Origin of the sequence: Bacteroides ilei (genome assembly GCF_900128495.1) — a bacterium.
Lineage (GTDB): Bacteria > Bacteroidota > Bacteroidia > Bacteroidales > Bacteroidaceae > Phocaeicola > Phocaeicola ilei.
In genome coordinates, this window is record NZ_LT635801.1 from 1,630,561 (window position 1) to 1,651,511 (window position 20,951).

Consider the following 20,951-nt stretch of genomic DNA (forward strand, 5'->3'; position numbering starts at 1 on the left):
ATAACGTCAGACTATAACAATAAAGGCTGCCATTGAGGCAGCCTTTATTGTTATAGTTACTTTGTTTAAATAGATAATTCATGGAGAACATTGACCAGTTCACGGTCGATAGGCTTGTCGTTTTTGATGGCCTTAGAAAACGGAACATAAACAATTTCATCGTTTTCAATTCCGATCATGACATTACGCTGGCCTTCCATCAATGCCTGGATACTGGCCACTCCCATACGACTTGCGATGATACGGTCGTGTGCAGTAGGGGAACCTCCCCGTTGCAGATGTCCCAGAATAGTGACGCGTACGTCGTATTGAGGATATTCATTCTTTACACGTTCTGCATAATGCATAGCTCCACCCGTAATTTCACTTTCGGCAACCAGAACAATGGAACTGCTCTTCGATTTGCGGAATCCGTTCTTGATAAATTCTTCCAGCTGGTCGACTTCCGTATTGTATTCTGGGATAATGGCAGCTTCGGCACCCGCTGCAATGGCTCCGTTCAGGGCGAGGAATCCGGCGTCACGGCCCATGACTTCAACGAAGAACAGACGTTCATGAGAAGTTGCCGTATCACGGATCTTGTCGACTGCATCCAGAATCGTATTTAATGCCGTGTCATAACCGATGGTTGTGTCGGTACCGTACAGGTCGTTGTCGATGGTGCCTGGCAGGCCGATACAAGGCACGTCGTATTCTTGTGCCAGCAGGCGTGCTCCTGTCAACGAGCCGTCACCTCCGATGACTACCAAGGCGTCAATACCTTCACGCTGCATAGTTTCATAGGCAATCTTTCTGCCTTCCGGGGTCTTGAATTCCTGACAGCGTGCCGTTTTCAGGATTGTACCTCCTAATTGTATAATGTTACTTACATTCTGTGATTTGAATTCTTGGATTTCACCGGTAATCAGTCCTTTGTATCCACGGTAGATACCTTTGACTGTAAGTCCGTTGTAAATAGCGGAACGGGTTACGGCACGAATAGCTGCATTCATGCCAGGGGCATCACCGCCCGATGTAAGGATACCAATGCATTTAATAGTTCCCATAAGTTATTCGTTAGTTTTATATTCTAGGTGTTGCAAAAGTACTAAAAATCTAATTTACAAGCAATAAAAGACTTTCTTAAATTTCTCTGTACCACTTTTGCCGTCTTTATCATCCGTCGTGCCGCATGATGATTTCCCTGCATTCCTCCATCAGCCATTTAGGGGTTGAAGTAGCACCGCATATACCTATGGAATGTATGTTGTCTGTCAGTAGTGAAAAATCGATATCTTCCGGACGGTCGATCTGGTAGGAATTGGGATTGACTTTCCGACATTCCTGGAAGAGGATTTTCCCGTTGGAACTTTTATGTCCGCAGACGAAAAAGACCAGGTCATGTCCGGCTGCGAATTTACGGATGTCGGGCATCCTGTTGGCAACCTGTCGGCATATAGTATCATAATACATGAATGTAGCCTCAGGTGAAATATGCTCCTGTATGTAGGAGACGATCTGTCTGAATTCATCGAGCGATTTGGTGGTCTGGGAATAGAGCCGGATGTCTTTGGTGAAATCCAGTTTTTGTGCCTCTTCCAGATTCTCTATAACGATGGCTTCTCCGTTGGTTTGGCCCACCAGCCCCAGTACTTCTGCATGTCCGTTTTTTCCGAATATGACAATCTGTTTCTGCCGTCCTTCATCCGTTGGGGTATCATATTCCTGTTTGATCCGTTTCTGCAGGCGTAGTACCACCGGACAGGTGGCATCAATGATTTCAATATTATTCTGTTGTGCTGTTATGTAAGTCTGGGGAGGTTCTCCGTGTGCCCTTAGCAGGACTTTGGCATGATTCAGACGAGTAAATTCTTCATGTCCTATGGTGTTCAGCCCCATCCGTCGTAACCGTTCACACTCTTGTCCGTTATGGACTATGTCGCCCAGGCAATAAAGCGTATCGCTTTTTGCCAGCTCTTCTTCAGCTTTTCTGATGGCTGTGGTCACGCCAAAACAGAAGCCTGATCCTTCATCTATTTCTACCTTACGCATGGATTGCCTTTTGATATTCGTTCATCAGCCATTCCTTTTGTTCCTGGATGGTCATGTTACTGTTGTCGAGCAGAATTGCATCATCCGCTTTCCGGAGCGGACTGACTTCACGGTTCTGGTCTATACGGTCACGCTCTTCTACATTCTTCAGAATTTCTTCAAAAGAAGCTTCCTGGCCTTTGGCTTTCAGCTCATCATAACGGCGTTGGGCCCTGATCTGTGCCGAGGCTGTTACAAATATTTTCAGTTCAGCATCGGGAAAAACGGCGGTACCGATATCACGTCCGTCCATTACGATTCCTTTTTTGCATCCCATTTCCTGTTGCTGGCGTACAAGAGCCTTGCGGACAAAATCAAGTGTGGCAACCGGACTTACATGTGATGACACTTCCATGGAACGGATGCGGTCTTCCACGTCCCTTCCGTTCAGTTGGGTGCGTGGGCGTCCGGTCTGGGGATCCAGTGTGAAGGAAATATGAATCTGTTCCATCCGGTTGCGTAGTTCTTCGGTCTTGATGGAACCGTCGGCGTTGAACAGGTCCTGTTCAATGCAGTAGAGTGTTACGGCGCGATACATGGCACCACTGTCAATATAGATATATCCTATTTCTTTTGCCAGATCTTTTGCCATGGTGCTTTTGCCGCACGATGAGAATCCGTCTATGGCAATGATTATCTTTTTCATACCTAAATTATATTATATTTGATTGGAAGTTTTGTTGCATCGTCAAATATAGCGCATTTTTTTCATACAAATAAAAATGTACTGGCTTTTACAAAAATTTACCTTGAAGATATTGTTTATTCGAATATTTGATGGTACATTTGCCGGACAGAGAGTTATTAACCTATAAAAGTAATTTTATGGAAATTAAAAAATCGCCCAAAGCCGATCTCGAAGGTAAGAAAAGTACATGGGTACTTATTGGTTTGGTGCTGATATTGGCCGCGATGTTCGTTGCGTTCGAATGGAGTGAACGTGATGTGCAGATCACTGCCGATAGTGGTATCGTAGAAGCATCCTTCGATGAAGAAATGATTCCTATTACGGAACAGGAAGAACCTAAACAGGCACCTCCTCCACCCGAAGCTCCGAAGGTAGAAGAAGTCCTGCAGATTGCAGAAAATGATGCGAATGTAGAGGAATCTACTATCCAGTCATCAGAAGACAACAACACAGCCGTAGAAATCAAGTACGTGCCGGTTGAAGTTGAAGAAGAAGAACCGGAAGAACAACAGATCTTCCAGGTTGTAGAGGAAATGCCGGAATTCCCAGGTGGTATGGCAGAATGTTTGAAATTCTTGGCTAAGAATATCAAATATCCGACTATCGCTCAGGAGAACGGTGTACAGGGACGTGTAATCGTTCAGTTCGTCGTTAACCGTGACGGTTCTATCGTTGATCCGGTAGTTATGCGTTCTGTTGACCCGTATTTGGATAAGGAAGCTTTGCGTGTCATCCAGATGATGCCGAAGTGGAAACCGGGTAAACAACGTGGTAAGGCAGTACGTGTAAAATACACTGTGCCTGTAACATTCAAATTGCAGTAATGTAATTTTATCCTTAATAGAAGGCTGCTCGTGCGGGCAGCCTTTTTTTGTCAGAAATATAAAGAACTGATACTATGGAACAGTTTTCTAGTAAAGAGATTCAGGAGCGGATCCATGCCTATATCGGGGCATTGGATTATGTCCGTGAGCCTAAAGGCTTGTATGATCCGATAGAGTATGTGCTGGCTATGGGAGGGAAACGGCTTCGTCCGGTATTGTTGTTGATGGCCTATAACCTGTTTAAGGATGATGTGGAATCGGTTTATCCGCAGGCGGCGGCTATTGAAACCTATCATAATTTCACTTTGTTGCATGATGACTTGATGGATAAGGCTGATCTGAGAAGGGGGAAGCCTACGGTACACAAAAAATGGGATGAAAATACGGCTATCCTGTCGGGGGATGCCATGCTGATATTGGCGTATCGGTTTATGATGCAGGAATGTCCGCTTCAATATGTTCATGAAGTGATGGATGTCTTTACCCGTACAGCTCTGGAGGTGTGCGAAGGTCAGCAGTGGGATATGGAGTTTGAAAAGCGCATGGATGTAACTGTGCCGGAATATATTGAAATGATCCGTCTGAAAACATCCGTTTTGCTGGCAGGTGCTTTGCAGATAGGAGCTATTCTGGGAGGGGCATCACAGGAAGATGCAAAGAAACTGTATGATTTTGGAATCAGGAGCGGACTGGCCTTCCAGCTTCAGGACGATTACCTGGACGTGTATGGTGATCCTGCGGTTTTCGGAAAAAAGATCGGAGGTGATATACTTTGCAACAAGAAGACATTTATGCTGATTACAGCCTTGAAAGAGGCTGACGGTGATACACGTGCCGAACTGGAAAGGTGGATTACCGCCGGGACATATGATCCTTCGGAAAAGATTGCGGCAGTGACTGCCATATATAATAAAGTGGGAGTAAGAGATATCTGTCGGGAGCAGATAGGCCGCTATTATGAAGAAGGTATAGCGTTGATGGAACAGGTCTCGGTCGAAACGTCTCGGAAAAAGAACTTGCTCGATTTTGTGTTAAGTTTGATGGATAGGAATCTTTGATAGTCTATATGGTTACATTGATAGATACACACACTCATCTTTTTACGGAAGAATTTGATGAAGACCGTGAACTGGCGGTAATCCGAGCTGTACAGGCTGGGGTAAAGCGTATGTTTATGCCTAATATTGATGATACGTCGGTTGAAGATATGCTGGCTCTGTGTAATAGACACGAGTTCTGTTATCCGATGATCGGATTTCATCCGACTTCTGTAGATGAGGGGTGGAAACAACGTCTGACTACCGTTGAACAATGGTTGCGTGCCTCAGGACAGCGGTTTTATGGAATAGGAGAGGTAGGTCTTGATCTTTATTGGGACAAGACTTTCAGAAAGGAACAGATGGAAGTGTTTGAAAAGCAGATAGGGTGGGCTTTGGAGTATGACTTGCCTTTGATTGTCCATTGCCGGGAGGCTTACCCGGAACTGTTGGAAGTGATGGAGCCTTACAAGCACAGTGCCCTGAGAGGGATATTCCATAGCTTTACCGGGACATCGGATGATGCGGAAAGGTTGTTGGAGTATCCGGGATTCATGTTTGGTGTAAACGGTGTGGTGACTTTTAAGAAAAGTAATCTGCCCGAGGTCTTAAGAAAAGTACCCATGGAACGTATCGTATTGGAGACAGATTCTCCCTATCTGGCTCCTGTTCCTTATAGGGGAAAGCGTAATGAAAGTTCCTTTATAGTTAAGGTCGCAGAAAAATTGGCGGAAATATATGGCCTTACACTTGATCATATTGGCCGGCTTACTACTGAAAATGCGCTAAAAGTCTTCAAAATTGCTTGAATAAGTTTTTAAAGTTTATTAATTTTTGGGTAAGATGTAAACTTTTGGGTAATGAATGTTATGTAAGACGAAAAAAAAGAATACATTTGTTGCTGAAATCGCTTGCAGTTCGCATTTTTATTTGTAATTTGCGTTCGATTTAGAGAAATAGTGTATGAGCAACGTATTGGGAGAGGTGCTCGAGTGGTTGAAGAGGCACGCCTGGAAAGCGTGTATACGCCAAAAGTGTATCACGGGTTCGAATCCCGTTCTCTCCGCAAAAAACTTTAGTTGGATAATTAAAAACAATTCATAACTATTAATTAATTAATCTTAAAAATTAGACACACAATGAAAAAGTTATTTGCAATTCTTGCAGTGATGGGAGTCCTCTCATTCGGAATGACTCAGACAGCTATGGCTCAGGATTCTACAGCTACAGCAGCTCCAGAACAGACAGAACAGGTGGCTCCTGCTGCTGATGAAACAGCAGCTCCTGCAGTTGAAGAAGGAAGTATTCACAAAGAATTAAAGACTAAGTTTATTGAAGGTGATGCCGGCTTTATGTCATTGGTAGCAATCGCTTTGGTTTTAGGTCTTGCATTCTGTATTGAACGTATCATTTATTTGAGCTTGGCTGAAGTTAACGCTAAGAAGTTGATGGCTAAAATTGAAGAAGCTTTGGAAAAAGGTGATGTAGAAGGTGCTAAGACTATCTGCCGTAACACTCGCGGTCCTATTGCTTCTATCTGCTATCAGGGCTTGATGAGAATTGACGAAGGCCTGGATGTTGTTGAACGTTCTGTAGTTTCTTACGGTGGTGTTCAGGCAGGTTACCTTGAAAAAGGTTGTTCTTGGATCACATTGTTCATCGCGATGGCTCCGTCTTTGGGATTCTTGGGTACTGTAATCGGTATGGTTATGGCGTTCGATAATATCCAGCGTGCCGGTGATATTTCTCCGACAGTTGTTGCCGGTGGTATGAAAGTTGCGTTGATCACTACTATCTTCGGTTTGATTGTAGCATTGATTCTTCAGGTATTCTATAACTACATTCTTTCTAAGATTGAAGCTATCACAAGCCAGATGGAAGATTCTTCTATCACTTTGCTTGATATGATCATGAAGTACAACTTGAAATACAAAAAATAAATTATTGAACAATGGCTAAATTATCATATAAGGTATCATACTACGTATTCTATGTCTGCATTGCACTGATTCTGGTTGTGTTGGGCATGTTCTACGGAGTAGGATATGATGAAACAAATGCAGCAGGTTTGGTTGAACCTGCAAATACTCCGGCCTTGATGTACTTGATGTACGGATTGTTTGCCGTAACTGTAATTGTAACGTTGTTGGGTGCCATCGTTCAGTTTGGTGGTGCCATGAAAGATAACCCGAAAGGGGCTGTCAAATCTTTCCTTGGTGTTATTCTGTTGGTCGTATTGCTGATTGTTACTTATAACATCGGTTCTTCAGAAACTGTGATTGTTGGTAGCGGTGATGCTTATACAGATGTTACCATGTTGAAGGTTACTGACATGTTCCTGTACTCTACTTATGTATTGTTTGCTATTGCTGCAATTGCTACATTGGTTAACTTGACTGGAATTTTTAAAAGATAATATCACATTGAAGTTTAATAATTAAATTGAAGTAAGTAAAATGGCTAAAAGGAATAGAAAAGTGCCAGGCATTAATGCCAGTTCAACGGCCGATATTGCTTTTATGTTGCTTATTTTCTTCCTTATTACAACATCAATGGATACTGACCGTGGTTTGTCGAGACGTCTCCCGCCTCCACCTGAAAACAAGGATCAGAAAGACGATATTATTGTAAAGGAAAGAAACGTTCTCCAGGTTCGTTTGAATAAGGACGACCAATTGATGATTGGTGGAGAATGGTCTGATATTAAGCAATTGAGAAGTAAGGCAAAAGAATTTATTGCAAATCCGAAAGATGATCCTAACATGCCTGAAAAGCATGCTAAGAATATTCCGTTCTTCGGTGATGTAATGATTACAGACAAACACGTGATTTCTGTACAGAATGACGTGGGTACAAGCTATAATGCATATATTCAGGTTCAGAACGAACTGGTTGCTGCTTATAACGAACTTCGTGATGAGTTGGCACATTCTCAGTTTGGCAAGAGCTACGCTGAATGTTCTGAAGAGGAACAAGATGCAATTAATGACTACTATCCACAGAAGATATCTGAAGCAGAACCTAAAAAATATGGAGGAAAATAATAATGGGAAAATTTAATAAGACTGGCAAGCGCGAGATGCCGGAGTTGAATACTTCATCTTTGCCTGACCTTATCTTTACCATGTTGTTCTTCTTCATGATTGTAACATCTATGCGTGAAGTTACACTGAAGGTTCAGTTTAAGGTTCCGGCTGCTACAGAATTGGAAAAGCTTGAGAAGAAGTCATTGGTTTCTTTCATCTATATCGGTAAACCGTTACCTGAATATCAGAAGAAGATGGGTACTAGCGACCGTATTCAGTTGAATGATAAATTCGCTGAATCTTCAGAAGTTCAGGATTACATTTATCAGGAACGTGAAAACATGAAGGAAAGTGACAAACCGTTTATGACTGTTTCCCTGAAGGTTGATTCCAAGACCAAGATGGGTATTGTTACAGAAGTAAAACAGGCACTTCGTCAGGCATATGCCTTGAAGATTAACTATTCAGCTACACAGCGTAACTGATATAGATTAATGGATAATATTAGAAAAGGGTATCCGTTTACGGATGCCCTTTTCTGTTTTTTGGTATTTTATAATACTTCGTATACTTGACCGTATATTTCATCTTTTATTCTGAGATATTCATTATCAATGTTTTCTGTGCCGGTATACATCAGGTAAAGAGGGAGTTCAAGGCCTCCTTTTCTATAGGGCGGCTGTATGTAGTTCCGTGTACACAGATAGAAGCCACAGCGTCTGTAAAAGTTGATTCTCCGGATACTCATTTCATCTTCCGGCCTTTCCACTTCCAATATGATTATTCCCTTGCACATATTCTTTAGGGCTTCTACGATTCCTTTTCCATATCCTTTGTTCCGGAGTTCAGGTGACGTTGCTAGATGTTCGGCGTAGTAGAAGCCGTTCAGATCCCATAGGGTAATGAAACCTACGGGAGTATGTTTGTCTGTTGCCAGGTAACAGTGGAATGATTTGTTGTGGTCGGTATGATGCCGTTGTCTGTCGTCATCACGGCGTTCTTCGACCGGGAATGACGTATGTAGTAGTGTTTCTACAAATTCGTAATTCGGGTCTGTTGTCTTGATTTCTGTAAGTGTCAGCATATTACTTCGATTTTGAGGTTGATATCTATATTCTGTTATTCTGTATAGAAGCGGATCAATCTTTCCAGTGACCGTTGGCATACCGGACAGAATTGAGGTGCTTCATTGATTTTCATGCGACATTCGGTTGTAGGGCGGTAGATTCCTTTTTGGGTATACCCTGCACCTTCATATAGTCCGACTTTTGTATAGATGGTGTGAGGGTCTGTTTCCGGTTTGCTTGGAATTTTTATGTCGCCGTCTACCATATCTTTCCATTTACTGCCGAAATCTACAAGTGTGGTGATATTCGGTTCCCATGGTTCGATGGAATATGGATATTGTGGACTCGGAGCTTCATCATAAGCATATTCGTCGGCAAGTCCTCCGAAACTATGTCCAAATTCATGAACTACCACAGGTTTGAACATCGGATGATGCGCTGTTGTCAACAGGTAGGAGTTATAGATACCTCCTCCACCATAGGTGTCGGTATTAGCCAGGATAATGATATGTTCGTAAGGTATTCCGGCCAGCCAGTTATGGATAGCTTTTACGTTTCGTGTAGTCAGATAACGATCGGAGTAGAAGGTATCGAAATGTGAACCGACTGCCGTATTTTTCCATTCTTCTTTACGGGGGATGCTGACTCCGCTGTCACTGGAGGGAGTCTCTACTGCTATCACATTGAAGCGGTTTTTCAGGCTTTTGAACGGTTCATGGGCAAATAATGCATTGCATGCGGTACTGGCATCTTTATAGAAAAGCTCCATTTCTTCTTTGGTATACCCTTCTGCCAGGATGACTATGTCTATACATTTTTCTGCGGGACCGTTTTGAATAAGGTATTTATATGGGGATACATGTGTTTTTCCACGCTGGTGTATAAGTATATCTTTCGGATTGATTTCGTGTGTAAGACTGGCACATACCTTTCTGTAAACGTCTCTCAGATTGATGGTTACAATGGCTTCATTTTTGGGGTAAGGAAGCAGGAACGTGTTTTCGAACCCTCGGGTCAGATGTCGGGCTTCCTCTTCGCTTACCCATTCCTGAAACAGGCTCGAGAAAGAAGTACGGTAGATGACGTTTCCTGTAGCCTTATCGGTCATGACTATATCTCCATTGCCTTCCAGCGGGAGTTCGGACAAGTGGTGACGACGGCCTGCCCAACCGGGAAGTGATACAAGTTCATCCAGACTGATGGATTGTTTTTCAGCATTTCCATTGAACAGATAATCGACTCTTAAGGTCTTGTCAATAAAGTAATCATCAAAATTCTGGCTATAAGTTCCAATGTGGAAACAACAGCATGTCAGCATGGCTGTCCATATCTTTTTGTTCATAGATGGTAGAATTTGTTTTTATATTATATAGAATTATGGTGTCAGATTAAAGCTAAATTAATAGTAAAAGTTATGATTTATATCATTGATATGGAAGATTTATTTTATCTTTGTATCATATTTACGCATAAAAATAAAATAAATGGGACATCATCAGTTAGATAAATTAGACGAACAGATCTTGCAGCTTATAGCTGATAACGCACGTATTCCTTTTTTGGAAGTGGCCCGGGCATGTAACGTATCGGGGGCTGCCATTCATCAGCGTATCCAGAAACTTACTAATTTGGGTATCTTGAAAGGATCGGAGTTTGTAATCGATCCGGAAAAGATCGGTTATGAAACCTGTGCATATATCGGTTTATATTTAAAGGATCCTGAACAATTTGATAGTGTGACTGAGGGCTTAAGAAACATTCCTGAAGTTGTCGAATGTCATTTTACAACCGGTCAGTATGATATGTTTATCAAAATTTATGCCAAGAATAACCATCATCTGCTGAATATCATCCATGATAAGCTGCAACCGTTGGGATTGGCCCGTTCCGAGACCATCATTTCCTTTAAAGAGGCTATCAAACGCCAGATGCCCATAGAGGATCTGGCCGATGAAGATTAGCGTTCATAATCAATAAAGCAATATGAGTAGAGATGCTTTTCATCTGTTGGATGGCATTCTCTACTTTTTTCTTTCCATATACCAGGATCAATAAAAGGAAAGAAAGCATCGGCTTCTTTTCCTTCATCGTCTATTTCCGTTATGTAAAGTCGGTCGGCAAGCGGAAGCGCTTCTTTATATAGACTGGCTCCTCCAATGATGAATGCTTCTTCATCGCCGGGTATATTTTCAATGGCTTGTTGCAATGACGTGTAACATTCAGCTCCGGGAAAATCTGTTCGGGTCCTGCTTAATACGATATTCCTCCGGTTGGGCAGAGCTCCTTTGGGTAGTGACTCGAATGTTTTCCGGCCCATAATAATTGTATGTCCGGTAGTCAGTGTCTTGAAACGTTTCAAATCGTTGGGTAGCCAGTATAGCAGCTTATTCTTGAAGCCTATACCATTTTGTCTATTGATTGCAACAATGATTGACAGTGTCATATCTCTGATTTTTTAATAATGGGTTAGACAGATACTTTTCCGGCGATGTGTGGCCATGGGTTATAATTTTCCAGTTCAAAGTCTTCATATTTGAAATCGAAAATGTTTTTGATATCCGGGTTCAGTTTCATCTGTGGAAGAGGACGAGGTTCGCGTGTAAGCTGCAGGTCTACTTGTTCCAGATGGTTGAGGTATATATGGGCATCGCCTAATGTATGTACGAAATCTCCGGCTTTCAGACCGGTGACTTGCGCCATCATCTGAAGCAGCAAGGCATACGATGCGATATTGAACGGTACCCCCAGGAATGTGTCGGCACTGCGCTGATAGAGCTGCAGACTCAGTCTGCCATCGGCAACATAAAACTGGAAGAAGGCATGGCAAGGGGGAAGGTTCATGTTCTTGATATCTGCCACATTCCAGGCACTTACAATGATGCGTCGGGAATCTGGATTATGTTTGATGGTCTCTACAGCTTCAGAAATCTGGTCGATGAATCCTCCTTCATAATCGGGCCATGAACGCCATTGATAGCCGTATATATGTCCGAGGTCTCCATTTTCATCGGCCCATTCGTTCCATATGCGTACTCCGTTATCTTGCAGGTACTTTACATTTGTATCTCCTTTGAGAAACCAAAGAAGTTCATATATAATGGATTTCAGATGGAGTTTCTTGGTCGTTATCAGCGGAAATCCCTCTTCCAGGTTGAAACGCATCTGATGACCGAATACACTGATTGTACCGGTCCCTGTACGGTCGTCTTTTCTGACTCCTTCTGTACGGATATGGTGCAACAGGTCCAAATATTGTTTCATGACAGTTCTACATATTGGTTAGTGAAATGCAAATTTAAGATAATCGCTCAAATAAAACAATTTATATATAAAGTTTCCATTTGTCCGGAGGAACTGTCATATTATATCGTGCTTGTCTTTATCTTGTCACTAGATTGTCGTATTTTTGCAGAAAGAAACTGATACGGAATGACTGATATGGATTTATCTCGTGACTTTATAGATCGTACCCGTAAATTGTTGGGTGAAAAAGAAATGGATGCTTTTCTACAAGCCTTGGATACAGAATCTCCGGTAAGCATCCGTTTGAACAGGAAAAAATGTATGGATACTGTTCCGCCGCAAGGTTCTCCCGTACCTTGGTGTAAGTCTGGGTTTTATCTGGCATCACGTCCTACATTTACGTTCGATCCGTTGTTTCACGCCGGCTGTTATTACGTACAGGAAGCTTCTTCCATGATTCTGGAACAGGTTTTACGCCAGTATGTCCATGGGCCTGTCATAATGCTCGACTTATGTGCTGCCCCGGGGGGAAAGTCTACTTTAGCCCGTTCTATATTACCCGAAGGCAGTATGTTGGTTGCAAATGAAGTAATGAGGAACCGTGCTCAGATTTTGGCGGAGAATCTGATAAAGTGGGGAGATCCGGGTGTCATTGTCACCGGTAATGATCCGGCCGATTTTGCTCCGCTAGAGAATACGTTTGATGTCATACTGACCGATGTCCCATGTTCGGGTGAAGGAATGTTCCGGAAGGATCCTGTGGCTGTGGAAGAATGGAGTGTGGAAAATGTAGGTTTATGTTGGCAGCGTCAGCGTCGTATATTGCGTGATATATGGAATTGTCTGAAGCCGGGTGGAATACTGATTTATAGTACATGTACCTATAACCGCGAAGAAAATGAGGATAATGTCCGTTGGATTTCGGAGGAGCTGGGAGCTGACATATTGCCTGTTGATGTGTCGGATGACTGGCGTATTTCCGGTAACCTGGCAGGATATGATTTCCCGGTATATCGTTTTTTGCCCCATCATACAGTGGGCGAGGGTCTGTTCATGGCAGTGCTCCGTAAGACGGGCGAATGGAAAGATCAGGACCTTGCTGAGAGGGTTTCTTCAAGAAAAGAAAAGAAGGGAAAGGGCGGTGGCCGGATGCCGGTTGCCAAAGTTCCGGATTATGTCAAGTCCTGGATAAAATCTCCGGAGCTCTATGCGTGGTATGTGGAAGGTGATGGAATCGTTGCCCTTCCTGCAGCTTATGGATCATTTTATGAGCGCATGAAGAGTCGTTTGCGGATACTTCATGCCGGCATAACGGTTGCTGCCTTGAAAGGTAAGGATTTTGTACCGGCGCATGCATTGGCTATGAGTGTATACCAGAATCCGGACGTATTTGAAAAGGCCGAGCTTACATATGAGCAGGCTGTCTCTTATTTGCGTAAGGAGGCTGTCGTTTTGCCGCTTGAGGTTCCCAAAGGATTGGTTATGGTTACGTATAGACAATTACCTTTAGGTTTTGTCAAAAATCTCGGGAACCGGGCCAACAACCTGTATCCGCAGGAATGGAGGATCCGTAGCGGTTATTTGCCCGAACAGCTTGTCTTTCCGCTGGACATGTAAAGGTTGGAGGTCAGGTCGTAAAGGGTTTTCTGAAGGTACATCCGTTTTTCCATTCCGAGCACCCGTATGCGGTTTTTCCCTTTATGACTTTACCTTTTCCACAGAGTGGACAAACGGTGCCTATTATCTTGTCTTCATTGGTGTTTTCCTCCGGATCCTTTGCCTTTTTCCGTTTTTTTGTTGCCGTTTTTGCAGGTTCTTCCTGGGTTACGGTAACGCGTCGGTTGCTGTTGTCGCTCAGAACACTGTGTACTATTTCAGTTACCATCTGTCTCAGCTCGGTAAGAAAAGTTGCCGCATCGTATTTCTGGCGTTCGATTTCACGCAGTTTCTTTTCCCAGATACCGGTCAGTTCCGCCGATTTCAGCAGTTCTTCATGAATAAGCTGTATCAGTTCTACACCGGTGGGGGTAGCAATCAGGTTTTTACGTTCTTTGCGGATGTAATGGCGTTTGAACAAAGTTTCGATGATGGCGGCACGGGTTGACGGGCGGCCTATTCCGTTTTCTTTCAATGCATCCCGAAGCTCTTCGTTGTCAATCAGTTTTCCGGCAGTTTCCATCGCCCGTAGCAGTGTAGCCTCGGTATAAGGCTTGGGAGGTTGTGTCCATTTCTCATTCAGATCGGGAGTATGAGGACCGTTTTCTCCTTTGACGAATAGAGGGAGTGTACGTTCTTCTTCATTGTCTTTACTCTCTTCCTGTTGTTCTTTGGTAAAGATGACACGCCATCCCGGTTCCAGAATCTGCTTGCCTGTAGTCTTGAATTCCACTTTGTCCACTTCTCCCAGTACCGTTGTGGTAGAAAATTTGCAGTCGGGATAAAAGGCGGCGATGAAACGTCTGGCTATCAGATCGAATACTCTTTTTTCCATGTCGGTCAGTCCTTGCGGTTGTACTCCGGTAGGGATAATGGCATGGTGGTCGGTTACTTTTGAATTGTCGAATACTTTCTTGGACTTGGGCAGTTTTTTCCCTGCCAGTGGAGCGGTAAAAGTTGCATAGTCTTTCAGTCCTGCCAGGATATTCGGGCATTTAGGGTATATGTCGTCACTCAAGTAGGTAGTGTCAACGCGGGGATAAGTTGCCACTTTCTTTTCATAAAGTGACTGGATAAGCTGCAGGGTCATGTCGGCCGAGTAGCTGAATTTCTTGTTACATTCCACTTGCAGCGAAGTCAGGTCGAACAGGCGGGGAGGGGCTTCCGATCCTTTTTTTGCAGATACGTCGGTCACGAAAAAGTCGGAGTTGCGGACGGTTTCAAGGAATTTCAGCCCTTCTTCCTTTGACGTGAACTTACCTTTAGTTGCACTGAACGTCGTTTCACGATAAACCGTTTTCAGTTCCCAGTAAGGTTCCGGTTTGAAGTTTTCGATTTCCTGCTGACGTTTCACAATCAGGGCCAGGGTAGGTGTCTGCACTCTGCCGATGGAAAGGACCTGTTTGTTCTGTCCGTATTTCAATGTATACAGTCGGGTTGCGTTCATACCCAGAAGCCAGTCGCCTATGGCACGGCTCAATCCGGCTTCGTATAATGGCTGGAATTCGCTTTGGTCTTTCAGTTTGGCGAACCCTTCCCGGATAGCCTCTTCGGTCAGTGATGAGATCCACAGACGCTTGACCGGACAATGGGCTCCGGCTTTCTGCATAACCCAGCGTTGTATCAGTTCTCCTTCCTGTCCGGCATCACCACAGTTGATGATTTCGTCGGCTTTCTGCATCAGCCCTTCGATAATATGAAACTGTTTCTCAATGCCCGGGTCATTGATAAGCTTGATTCCGAAACGGGGAGGAAGCATCGGCAGGCTGCCCAGACTCCACGCTTTCCAAGCCGGAGTGTACTCATGAGGCTCCTTGAGGGTACAGAGATGGCCGAATGTCCAGGTTACCTGGTATCCGTTTCCTTCAATATATCCCTCTTTTCGGTTTTTCGCTCCCAGCACATCCGCTATGTCACGGGCAACACTGGGTTTTTCGGCTATACAGACTATCATGTTATTTCTTGTTCTGTTTCTAATGCGGTGGATTGCCGGACAAAGTTAGTTAAAAATGTGCAGAGTACAAGGAATCACCGCTGCTGCTTTTAGATCATCGGGCCTTGAAAATCTCAATTTGGATCGGGAAGTGCAGACTTTATCTCTACATAAGTTTAAAAGATGTCATTCATGATAAAAAGAGGTTTACCAATTGTCAGTGCGTTTAAATTAATTCTTTAATTTTGTACTTGAAAAACAATAAAGTCATAAACAATGTCGCATTTAGCTCCTCTTATCAGTGACTTGGCGCTTATTCTGATCTGTGCAGGCGTCATGACACTTATTTTCAAGAAATTGAAGCAACCGTTAGTTTTGGGATATATTGTGGCCGGATTCCTTTGCAGTCCGCATTTCTCTTTTACACCTTCGGTGGTGGATACTGCAAATATCCAGACCTGGTCGGATATCGGTGTTATCTTCCTGCTTTTTGCTTTAGGACTTGAGTTCAGTTTCAAGAAACTGATGAAGGTTGGAGGCTCTGCCGTCATTTCTGCTTGTGCCATTATTTTCTGCATGATATTGATCGGTATGTTTGTAGGGTGGATTTTCGATTGGAGCCGGATGGACTGTATCTATCTGGGAGGTATGTTGGCCATGTCTTCCACCACAATCATTTATAAGGCATTCGATGATTTGGGTTTACGTCAGCAGCGTTTTGCAGGTTTGGTCTTGAGTATTCTTATTTTGGAAGACATCTTGGCCATAGTTTTGATGGTGATGCTTTCTACCATGGCAGTAAGTCAGAATTTCGAGGGTAGCGAAATGATATACAGTCTGTCCAAGCTGGTGTTCTTCCTGGTTCTATGGTTTGTGGTAGGCATTTACCTGATTCCTCAGGTATTGAAGAAATCACGTAAGCTGATGAGTGATGAAACATTGCTGATCGTTTCATTGGCCCTTTGTTTCGGAATGGTGGTATTCGCTGCGCAGGTAGGGTTTTCTCCAGCATTCGGAGCCTTCATCATGGGATCTGTCCTGTCGGAAACCATAGAATCGGAACATATAGAGAAATTGGTTTCTCCAGTAAAGGATCTGTTTGGTGCTATATTCTTTGTGTCTGTCGGCATGATGGTCGATCCGAATATGATTGTCGAGTACCGCTTTCCTATCATAGCCATTGTTGTGGCCATTGTGGTGGGGCAGACAATCTTTGGTACATTGGGAGTACTGCTTTCCGGACAGCCGTTGAAGATAGCGATGCAGTGCGGGTTCAGTCTGACGCAAATAGGTGAATTTGCGTTCATTATCGCTTCCTTGGGAGTCAGTCTGCATGTTACCAGCGATTTCCTTTATCCGATAGTGGTGGCCGTTTCGGTCATAACTACCTTTCTGACCCCTTATATGATCCGTCTGGCAGTTCCTGCCTACAATATGATAGACCGTCATATTCCGGAACGTTGGTTGCGGCTTATCAGCAAATATGCTTCGGGAACACAAACCGTGAATCATGAAAACAACTGGAAGAAGCTGTTGATGGCTATAACCAGAATTGTTCTGATTTATTCCGTACTCTCTATTGCAATTATTGTTATATGTCTGCATTTTATTATACCTTTGTGTATAGCGATGCTGGGTGATCTTGGAGGAAGGATTTTGGGAACCTTTGTTACCATTCTGGCATTGGCACCGTTCTTGCGGGCCATGATCATGAAAAAGAACCGGTCCATCGAGTTCAAGGCATTGTGGGCCGACAGCCGTTTCAATCATGCACCGTTGATATCAACGTTTATATTGCGTGTAATTATAGGTATCGGTTTTGTCATGTTTGTAATAGAAAGCCAGTTCACTACTTCTATGGCTTTGCTTTTAGGAATTGCGATATTACTGGTTGCCGGGATGATTGCTTCCCGCTTCCTGAAAAGGCAGTCTATCTTTATGGAGCGTACGTTTGTACAGAATCTCCGCTTCAAGGAAATGCATCAGGAATATCTGGGTGAGAAGGAACCGGAGTATGCTGGCCGGTTACTTGACCGTGACCTGCATCTGAGTGATTTTGTCATACCCGCAGAGTCGTCCGTGGCAGGAAAGACTTTGAAGGAATTGAATTGGGGAAAAAGATTCGGAGTACATGTGGCTGCGATTATCCGAGGGAGGCGGCGTGTGAATATACCGGATGGAAATTCCCGGATTTTTCCGAATGACAAGTTGCAGGTAATCGGGACAGACGACCAGCTGGCGGTATTTTCAGACAAGGTTTCGAAGGTCGCCAATACATATGATGACAGTGATTTTGAAAAGCATGAAATGCAGTTAAAACAGTTTGTCCTTGACAAGTCGGCAAAACTGGTTGGAATGACCATCGGGCAGAGCACAATCCGGACTGAATATCATTGTCTGGTTGTAGGGGTTGAATGTCATGCGGATGGTATGTTGCACAGTCCGGATGTAAACCGGAAATTCGAAGCTGGTGATGTCGTTTGGGTAGTAGGGGAAGAACTGAATCTGGAACGTTTGTTCGCGGCCCAACAGAAAGAATGATTTGTTTAACATAATAAAAAGAAGAATTATGAAAAGTGATCCGAAAGACTGTCTGTATTGTCAGAATAATGAGACATTACACAATTTGATGATTGAAATTGCCCAATTGAATGTCTCACGTGTTTTTCTGTTCAAGGAACAGACCTACAGAGGCCGTTGTCTTGTTGCATATAAAGATCATGTAAATGATTTGAACGAGTTGAGTGATGAAGACCGTAATGCGTTTATGGCCGATGTAGTCCGTGTAACCCGTGCCATGGACAAGGCATTTCATCCGGAAAAGATCAATTATGGTGCATACAGTGACAAGTTGTCTCATCTACATTTTCATCTGGCTCCTAAATATGTGGATGGTCCCGATTATGGAGGTACATTTCAGATGAATCCCGGAAAGGTATATTTGACTGATGCCGAATATCAGGAACTGATTGACGCTATCAAGGCTAATCTGTAATCTAGGATAAAAAAGTAACGGGTGCAGATCCTTCCATCGATTTGCACCCGTTATTTCTTATTTTTCATTATCATTATCATTTTCGTCTTCGTCATCAAAGTCGAAGTCAAATTCATCATCAATGTATTCAGGCGTAAAGAAGTCGTCCAGGTCGCGCCTGTCTTTTTTTGTCGGTCGGCCCATACCTTTGGCCCGGTTTACGAATCCGCTGATCTTGCTCATTTCCAGCAGTTCATATTGGTCGGGAGTCGTTACATTTTCCATGATTTCGGGAACGAGCTTGGCACCCACCCGTTTTTCAATGGCCTGCAACACCTTGAAAGAATAGGTGATGGGCGGTTTCTTGACTTGGATAATGTCACCGGGTTTGATCATGCGGGCCGGTTTGGCCTGTGCTCCATTGATGCATACCCGTCCTTTCTTGCATGCTTCGGCTGCGACGGTGCGGGTCTTGAAGATGCGGGCAGCCCACATCCATTTATCTATTCTAGCTTCGGGCATATGCTTGTTCTACTTGTTGTTATATTGGTTCATGGTTATATTCAGGCCGGCAAGACAGAAACTTTTAATGATTTCACCGGCAGTTTCCAGCCTTTCGGGCATCAGTTTCAAATCATTTTCATCGAAATGCCCCAATACATAGTCTACTTGTCCTCCTTTAGGAAAATCATTTCCTATCCCGAAGCGTAGACGGGCATAATTCTGTGTGCCTAAAGTTGCGGCAATATGCTTCAGTCCGTTATGTCCGGCATCGCTGCCTTTTCCTTTTAACCGCAGACTTCCGAAAGGAAGTGCCAGGTCATCTACTACAACCAGAACGTTTTCCAGAGGAATCTTTTCCTGCTGCATCCAGTAACGTACCGCGTTTCCGCTCAGGTTCATGTATGTGGAAGGTTTGAGTAGCAGTAATTGGCGGCCTTTGAGTGGTAAAGTTGCGGTTGCCCCGTATCGTCCGTCCTTAAAAACAATATTGGACGCCTTAGCGAGGGCGTCCAATACCATAAATCCTATGTTGTGGCGGGTATTACGGTATTCGTCACCGATATTTCCCAGCCCTACAATCAAATATTTCATTGAAAGGGATTTTGTCGTTTATGTCATTTATTTTGCAGCAGCCTGAGCACCACGAGCGGCACGAGTCAATTTAACGGCACAAACAACAGCTTCTTTGGCATTCAAAATTTCCAGACCTTCGAAGTTCAGTTCACCTACTTTGATAGTCTTGCCCAGACCCAAATTGGTTACGTTGATAACCAAACGTTCCGGAATAATGTTATACAAAGCTTTTACTTTCAGCTTACGGATCTGGAGAGCCAGTTTACCACCGGCCTTGACACCTTCGGCCAGACCTTCCAACTGTACCGGAACTTCCATTACGATAGGATTTTCTTCGTTGATCTGCAGGAAGTCAATATGCAGGATAGCGTCAGTTACAGGGTGGAACTGGATGTCTTTCATGATGGCGTTTACAACCTTACCATCGATGTCCAGGTCTACAACGTAGATATGAGGTGTGTATACCAGTTTACGCAAGCCGTCGGTCGGAACCATGAAGTGGGTAGCAACCTGCTTTCCGTTTTCATCTTTCTGCATTCCGTACAATACGCAAGGAACTGCATTGTTTTTACGCAAGCTATGAGTAGCTTTCTTTCCTGTTTCAGTTCTTAAAGAACCTTTGATTTCAATTGATTTCATGTTTGAATAATTTTTTGTGTTACTCTAAATTAAGTTGGTTTGTTGCTTAATTCGCCATCACACGATGTGGTATATCACACGATGAGCTTAAAAAAGCGCTGCAAATTTAGCGCTTTTCCATATAACTGCCAAATATTTTGTAATTTACTTTACGCCCCGGAAAGTTTTTCAGAAGTCTATGTCTATTTTTATTTCATCAGTATTTAATGTGGAAGGGGTTTCCTTGTTTTGCGTTTCGGCCGTACGACTGTCGTTTGATGCAGGTCCCTGTTCCTGTTCGATAAACCGGATGGTCTGTTGCAATCCGTTCATGAATTTCTCGAAATCTTCTTTATAGAGGAATATTTTATGCTTTTCAAAGCTGACCTGAGAAGATTCCCCTTCGCCCGATATCACTTTCTTACTTTCTGTTATGGCAAGGAACATCTCATCCTTTCTGTTTTTTTTCACATCAAGGTAGTAGATTCTTTTACCGGCCTTGATCGCTTTTGAAAAAACAATTTCTTTATCTCCTTCTCCTGTTGTGTTCTTTGTAAAATCTTCCATGGTATAAAAAACTTGTCTTTTAATATTATATATATAAATCTGGTCTCAAATTTGAGGAATTTTTTGAAATGTACAAAAAACTTCTCGTAAAATTATTTATAAACTGCAAAAATCGGTAAAAAGCCTGTTGGATATTTGTTTTGTATTTAGGAAAATAATTATTTTTGCAAC

General features: G+C 43.3%; 23 protein-coding genes and 1 tRNA gene. 12 read left to right on the forward strand and 12 right to left on the reverse strand.

The annotated features are described in order from the left end of the window. Positions 1 to 65: 65 nt before the first annotated feature. From pfkA to cmk, 3 genes are all read right to left on the reverse strand, one after another. Positions 66 to 1,046 carry a 6-phosphofructokinase gene (gene pfkA, locus BQ7489_RS06995; protein WP_072530434.1) on the reverse strand — a complete coding sequence of 327 codons (981 nt, stop codon included), beginning with the start codon at positions 1,044 to 1,046 and terminating at the stop codon, positions 66 to 68. A gap of 109 nt (positions 1,047 to 1,155) precedes the next feature. Then, the gene (locus BQ7489_RS07000) at positions 1,156 to 2,031 is read right to left on the reverse strand and encodes a 4-hydroxy-3-methylbut-2-enyl diphosphate reductase (RefSeq protein ID WP_072530435.1); all 876 of its coding nucleotides are present in this window, start codon (positions 2,029 to 2,031) and stop codon (positions 1,156 to 1,158) included. Continuing rightward, positions 2,024 to 2,716, reverse strand: a complete 693-nt coding sequence (gene cmk, locus BQ7489_RS07005; protein ID WP_072530436.1) for a (d)CMP kinase — start codon at positions 2,714 to 2,716, stop codon at positions 2,024 to 2,026. The genes BQ7489_RS07000 and cmk overlap by 8 nt, the downstream gene beginning before the upstream one ends. 179 nt (positions 2,717 to 2,895) lie before the next feature. On the opposite strand from cmk, the gene BQ7489_RS07010 reads away from it, so the two are divergent. From BQ7489_RS07010 to BQ7489_RS07045, 8 genes are all read left to right on the forward strand, one after another. After that, positions 2,896 to 3,582 (forward strand): energy transducer TonB, encoded by a 687-nt coding sequence (locus BQ7489_RS07010; protein WP_072530437.1) that lies wholly within the window; start codon positions 2,896 to 2,898, stop codon positions 3,580 to 3,582. Positions 3,583 to 3,656: 74 nt separating this feature from the next. Further along, positions 3,657 to 4,640 (forward strand): polyprenyl synthetase family protein, encoded by a 984-nt coding sequence (locus BQ7489_RS07015; protein WP_072530438.1) that lies wholly within the window; start codon positions 3,657 to 3,659, stop codon positions 4,638 to 4,640. Between the two features lie 8 nt (positions 4,641 to 4,648). Next, positions 4,649 to 5,428 (forward strand): TatD family hydrolase, encoded by a 780-nt coding sequence (locus BQ7489_RS07020; protein WP_072530439.1) that lies wholly within the window; start codon positions 4,649 to 4,651, stop codon positions 5,426 to 5,428. 169 nt (positions 5,429 to 5,597) lie between these two features. Beyond that, a tRNA-Ser gene (locus tag BQ7489_RS07025) sits at positions 5,598 to 5,685 on the forward strand. Between the two features lie 73 nt (positions 5,686 to 5,758). Next, positions 5,759 to 6,559: a MotA/TolQ/ExbB proton channel family protein gene (locus BQ7489_RS07030; RefSeq protein ID WP_072530440.1), complete on the forward strand. Its 801-nt coding sequence runs from the start codon at positions 5,759 to 5,761 to the stop codon at positions 6,557 to 6,559. Between the two features lie 11 nt (positions 6,560 to 6,570). After that, positions 6,571 to 7,035, forward strand: a complete 465-nt coding sequence (locus tag BQ7489_RS07035; protein ID WP_072530441.1) for a hypothetical protein — start codon at positions 6,571 to 6,573, stop codon at positions 7,033 to 7,035. Between the two features lie 40 nt (positions 7,036 to 7,075). Further along, positions 7,076 to 7,663 (forward strand): ExbD/TolR family protein, encoded by a 588-nt coding sequence (locus BQ7489_RS07040; RefSeq protein ID WP_072530442.1) that lies wholly within the window; start codon positions 7,076 to 7,078, stop codon positions 7,661 to 7,663. A gap of 2 nt (positions 7,664 to 7,665) precedes the next feature. Further along, complete coding sequence (locus BQ7489_RS07045; protein WP_072530443.1) at positions 7,666 to 8,130, forward strand: ExbD/TolR family protein; 465 nt, start codon at positions 7,666 to 7,668, stop codon at positions 8,128 to 8,130. A 68-nt stretch (positions 8,131 to 8,198) separates the two neighbouring features. Here the strand turns inward: BQ7489_RS07045 and BQ7489_RS07050 are convergent, their stop codons facing one another. After that, positions 8,199 to 8,729, reverse strand: a complete 531-nt coding sequence (locus BQ7489_RS07050) for a GNAT family N-acetyltransferase (protein WP_072530444.1) — start codon at positions 8,727 to 8,729, stop codon at positions 8,199 to 8,201. Between the two features lie 35 nt (positions 8,730 to 8,764). Continuing rightward, a complete protein-coding gene (locus BQ7489_RS07055) occupies positions 8,765 to 10,054 on the reverse strand; it encodes a M64 family metallopeptidase (protein WP_072530445.1) in 1,290 nt (429 codons plus the stop codon). 142 nt (positions 10,055 to 10,196) lie between these two features. Between BQ7489_RS07055 and BQ7489_RS07060 the strand changes: the two genes are divergently transcribed. After that, positions 10,197 to 10,673: an Lrp/AsnC family transcriptional regulator gene (locus BQ7489_RS07060; RefSeq protein WP_072530446.1), complete on the forward strand. Its 477-nt coding sequence runs from the start codon at positions 10,197 to 10,199 to the stop codon at positions 10,671 to 10,673. Here BQ7489_RS07060 and BQ7489_RS07065 read toward each other — a convergent pair. Both BQ7489_RS07065 and BQ7489_RS07070 read right to left on the reverse strand, forming a co-directional pair. After that, positions 10,670 to 11,155: a dihydrofolate reductase gene (locus BQ7489_RS07065; protein WP_072530447.1), complete on the reverse strand. Its 486-nt coding sequence runs from the start codon at positions 11,153 to 11,155 to the stop codon at positions 10,670 to 10,672. The two genes, BQ7489_RS07060 and BQ7489_RS07065, sit on opposite strands and share 4 nt — an antisense overlap. 23 nt (positions 11,156 to 11,178) lie before the next feature. Then, a complete protein-coding gene (locus BQ7489_RS07070) occupies positions 11,179 to 11,973 on the reverse strand; it encodes a thymidylate synthase (protein WP_072530448.1) in 795 nt (264 codons plus the stop codon). A gap of 177 nt (positions 11,974 to 12,150) precedes the next feature. On the opposite strand from BQ7489_RS07070, the gene BQ7489_RS07075 reads away from it, so the two are divergent. Then, entirely contained in the window at positions 12,151 to 13,572 is a 1,422-nt protein-coding gene (locus tag BQ7489_RS07075) for a methyltransferase RsmF C-terminal domain-like protein (RefSeq protein ID WP_072532058.1), read from the forward strand. A 10-nt stretch (positions 13,573 to 13,582) separates the two neighbouring features. Here the strand turns inward: BQ7489_RS07075 and BQ7489_RS07080 are convergent, their stop codons facing one another. Next, positions 13,583 to 15,565, reverse strand: coding sequence for a DNA topoisomerase 3 (locus tag BQ7489_RS07080; protein ID WP_072530449.1), 1,983 nt, complete (start codon positions 15,563 to 15,565; stop codon positions 13,583 to 13,585). Between the two features lie 255 nt (positions 15,566 to 15,820). Between BQ7489_RS07080 and BQ7489_RS07085 the strand changes: the two genes are divergently transcribed. Together BQ7489_RS07085 and BQ7489_RS07090 are read left to right on the forward strand one after the other, a co-directional pair. Further along, on the forward strand, positions 15,821 to 18,085 hold the full coding sequence (locus BQ7489_RS07085; RefSeq protein ID WP_072530450.1) for a cation:proton antiporter domain-containing protein: 2,265 nt from the start codon (positions 15,821 to 15,823) through the stop codon (positions 18,083 to 18,085). 28 nt (positions 18,086 to 18,113) lie between these two features. Next, on the forward strand, positions 18,114 to 18,539 hold the full coding sequence (locus BQ7489_RS07090) for an HIT family protein (protein WP_072530451.1): 426 nt from the start codon (positions 18,114 to 18,116) through the stop codon (positions 18,537 to 18,539). Between the two features lie 57 nt (positions 18,540 to 18,596). Here BQ7489_RS07090 and BQ7489_RS07095 read toward each other — a convergent pair whose 3' ends face one another. The 4 genes from BQ7489_RS07095 to BQ7489_RS07110 all read right to left on the reverse strand — a co-directional run bounded on the left by BQ7489_RS07095 (position 18,597) and on the right by BQ7489_RS07110 (position 20,780). Continuing rightward, on the reverse strand, positions 18,597 to 19,040 hold the full coding sequence (locus tag BQ7489_RS07095; RefSeq protein ID WP_072530452.1) for an RNA-binding S4 domain-containing protein: 444 nt from the start codon (positions 19,038 to 19,040) through the stop codon (positions 18,597 to 18,599). 9 nt (positions 19,041 to 19,049) lie between these two features. Next, positions 19,050 to 19,613, reverse strand: coding sequence for an aminoacyl-tRNA hydrolase (pth, locus tag BQ7489_RS07100; RefSeq protein ID WP_072530453.1), 564 nt, complete (start codon positions 19,611 to 19,613; stop codon positions 19,050 to 19,052). A gap of 27 nt (positions 19,614 to 19,640) precedes the next feature. Further along, positions 19,641 to 20,234, reverse strand: coding sequence for a 50S ribosomal protein L25/general stress protein Ctc (locus BQ7489_RS07105; protein WP_072530454.1), 594 nt, complete (start codon positions 20,232 to 20,234; stop codon positions 19,641 to 19,643). Positions 20,235 to 20,402: 168 nt separating this feature from the next. After that, the gene (locus BQ7489_RS07110; protein ID WP_072530455.1) at positions 20,403 to 20,780 is read right to left on the reverse strand and encodes a PUR family DNA/RNA-binding protein; all 378 of its coding nucleotides are present in this window, start codon (positions 20,778 to 20,780) and stop codon (positions 20,403 to 20,405) included. Positions 20,781 to 20,951 lie beyond the last annotated feature (171 nt).

Bases quoted from the DNA above. Each gene is read 5' to 3' on its own strand.
- BQ7489_RS07080 (WP_072530449.1), bottom strand. From the start codon at position 15,565: ATGATAGTCTGTATAGCCGAAAAACCCAGTGTTGCCCGTGACATAGCG.
- BQ7489_RS07000 (WP_072530435.1), bottom strand. From the start codon at position 2,031: ATGCGTAAGGTAGAAATAGATGAAGGATCAGGCTTCTGTTTTGGCGTG.
- BQ7489_RS07105 (WP_072530454.1), bottom strand. From the start codon at position 20,234: ATGAAATCAATTGAAATCAAAGGTTCTTTAAGAACTGAAACAGGAAAG.
- BQ7489_RS07010 (WP_072530437.1), top strand. From the start codon at position 2,896: ATGGAAATTAAAAAATCGCCCAAAGCCGATCTCGAAGGTAAGAAAAGT.
- BQ7489_RS07030 (WP_072530440.1), top strand. From the start codon at position 5,759: ATGAAAAAGTTATTTGCAATTCTTGCAGTGATGGGAGTCCTCTCATTC.
- BQ7489_RS07075 (WP_072532058.1), top strand. From the start codon at position 12,151: ATGGATTTATCTCGTGACTTTATAGATCGTACCCGTAAATTGTTGGGT.
- BQ7489_RS07070 (WP_072530448.1), bottom strand. From the start codon at position 11,973: ATGAAACAATATTTGGACCTGTTGCACCATATCCGTACAGAAGGAGTC.
- pth (WP_072530453.1), bottom strand. From the start codon at position 19,613: ATGAAATATTTGATTGTAGGGCTGGGAAATATCGGTGACGAATACCGT.
- cmk (WP_072530436.1), bottom strand. From the start codon at position 2,716: ATGAAAAAGATAATCATTGCCATAGACGGATTCTCATCGTGCGGCAAA.
- BQ7489_RS07095 (WP_072530452.1), bottom strand. From the start codon at position 19,040: ATGCCCGAAGCTAGAATAGATAAATGGATGTGGGCTGCCCGCATCTTC.
- BQ7489_RS07110 (WP_072530455.1), bottom strand. From the start codon at position 20,780: ATGGAAGATTTTACAAAGAACACAACAGGAGAAGGAGATAAAGAAATT.
- BQ7489_RS07060 (WP_072530446.1), top strand. From the start codon at position 10,197: ATGGGACATCATCAGTTAGATAAATTAGACGAACAGATCTTGCAGCTT.
- BQ7489_RS07020 (WP_072530439.1), top strand. From the start codon at position 4,649: ATGGTTACATTGATAGATACACACACTCATCTTTTTACGGAAGAATTT.
- BQ7489_RS07015 (WP_072530438.1), top strand. From the start codon at position 3,657: ATGGAACAGTTTTCTAGTAAAGAGATTCAGGAGCGGATCCATGCCTAT.
- BQ7489_RS07050 (WP_072530444.1), bottom strand. From the start codon at position 8,729: ATGCTGACACTTACAGAAATCAAGACAACAGACCCGAATTACGAATTT.
- BQ7489_RS07045 (WP_072530443.1), top strand. From the start codon at position 7,666: ATGGGAAAATTTAATAAGACTGGCAAGCGCGAGATGCCGGAGTTGAAT.
- BQ7489_RS07035 (WP_072530441.1), top strand. From the start codon at position 6,571: ATGGCTAAATTATCATATAAGGTATCATACTACGTATTCTATGTCTGC.
- BQ7489_RS07040 (WP_072530442.1), top strand. From the start codon at position 7,076: ATGGCTAAAAGGAATAGAAAAGTGCCAGGCATTAATGCCAGTTCAACG.
- BQ7489_RS07085 (WP_072530450.1), top strand. From the start codon at position 15,821: ATGTCGCATTTAGCTCCTCTTATCAGTGACTTGGCGCTTATTCTGATC.
- pfkA (WP_072530434.1), bottom strand. From the start codon at position 1,046: ATGGGAACTATTAAATGCATTGGTATCCTTACATCGGGCGGTGATGCC.
- BQ7489_RS07090 (WP_072530451.1), top strand. From the start codon at position 18,114: ATGAAAAGTGATCCGAAAGACTGTCTGTATTGTCAGAATAATGAGACA.
- BQ7489_RS07065 (WP_072530447.1), bottom strand. From the start codon at position 11,155: ATGACACTGTCAATCATTGTTGCAATCAATAGACAAAATGGTATAGGC.
- BQ7489_RS07055 (WP_072530445.1), bottom strand. From the start codon at position 10,054: ATGAACAAAAAGATATGGACAGCCATGCTGACATGCTGTTGTTTCCAC.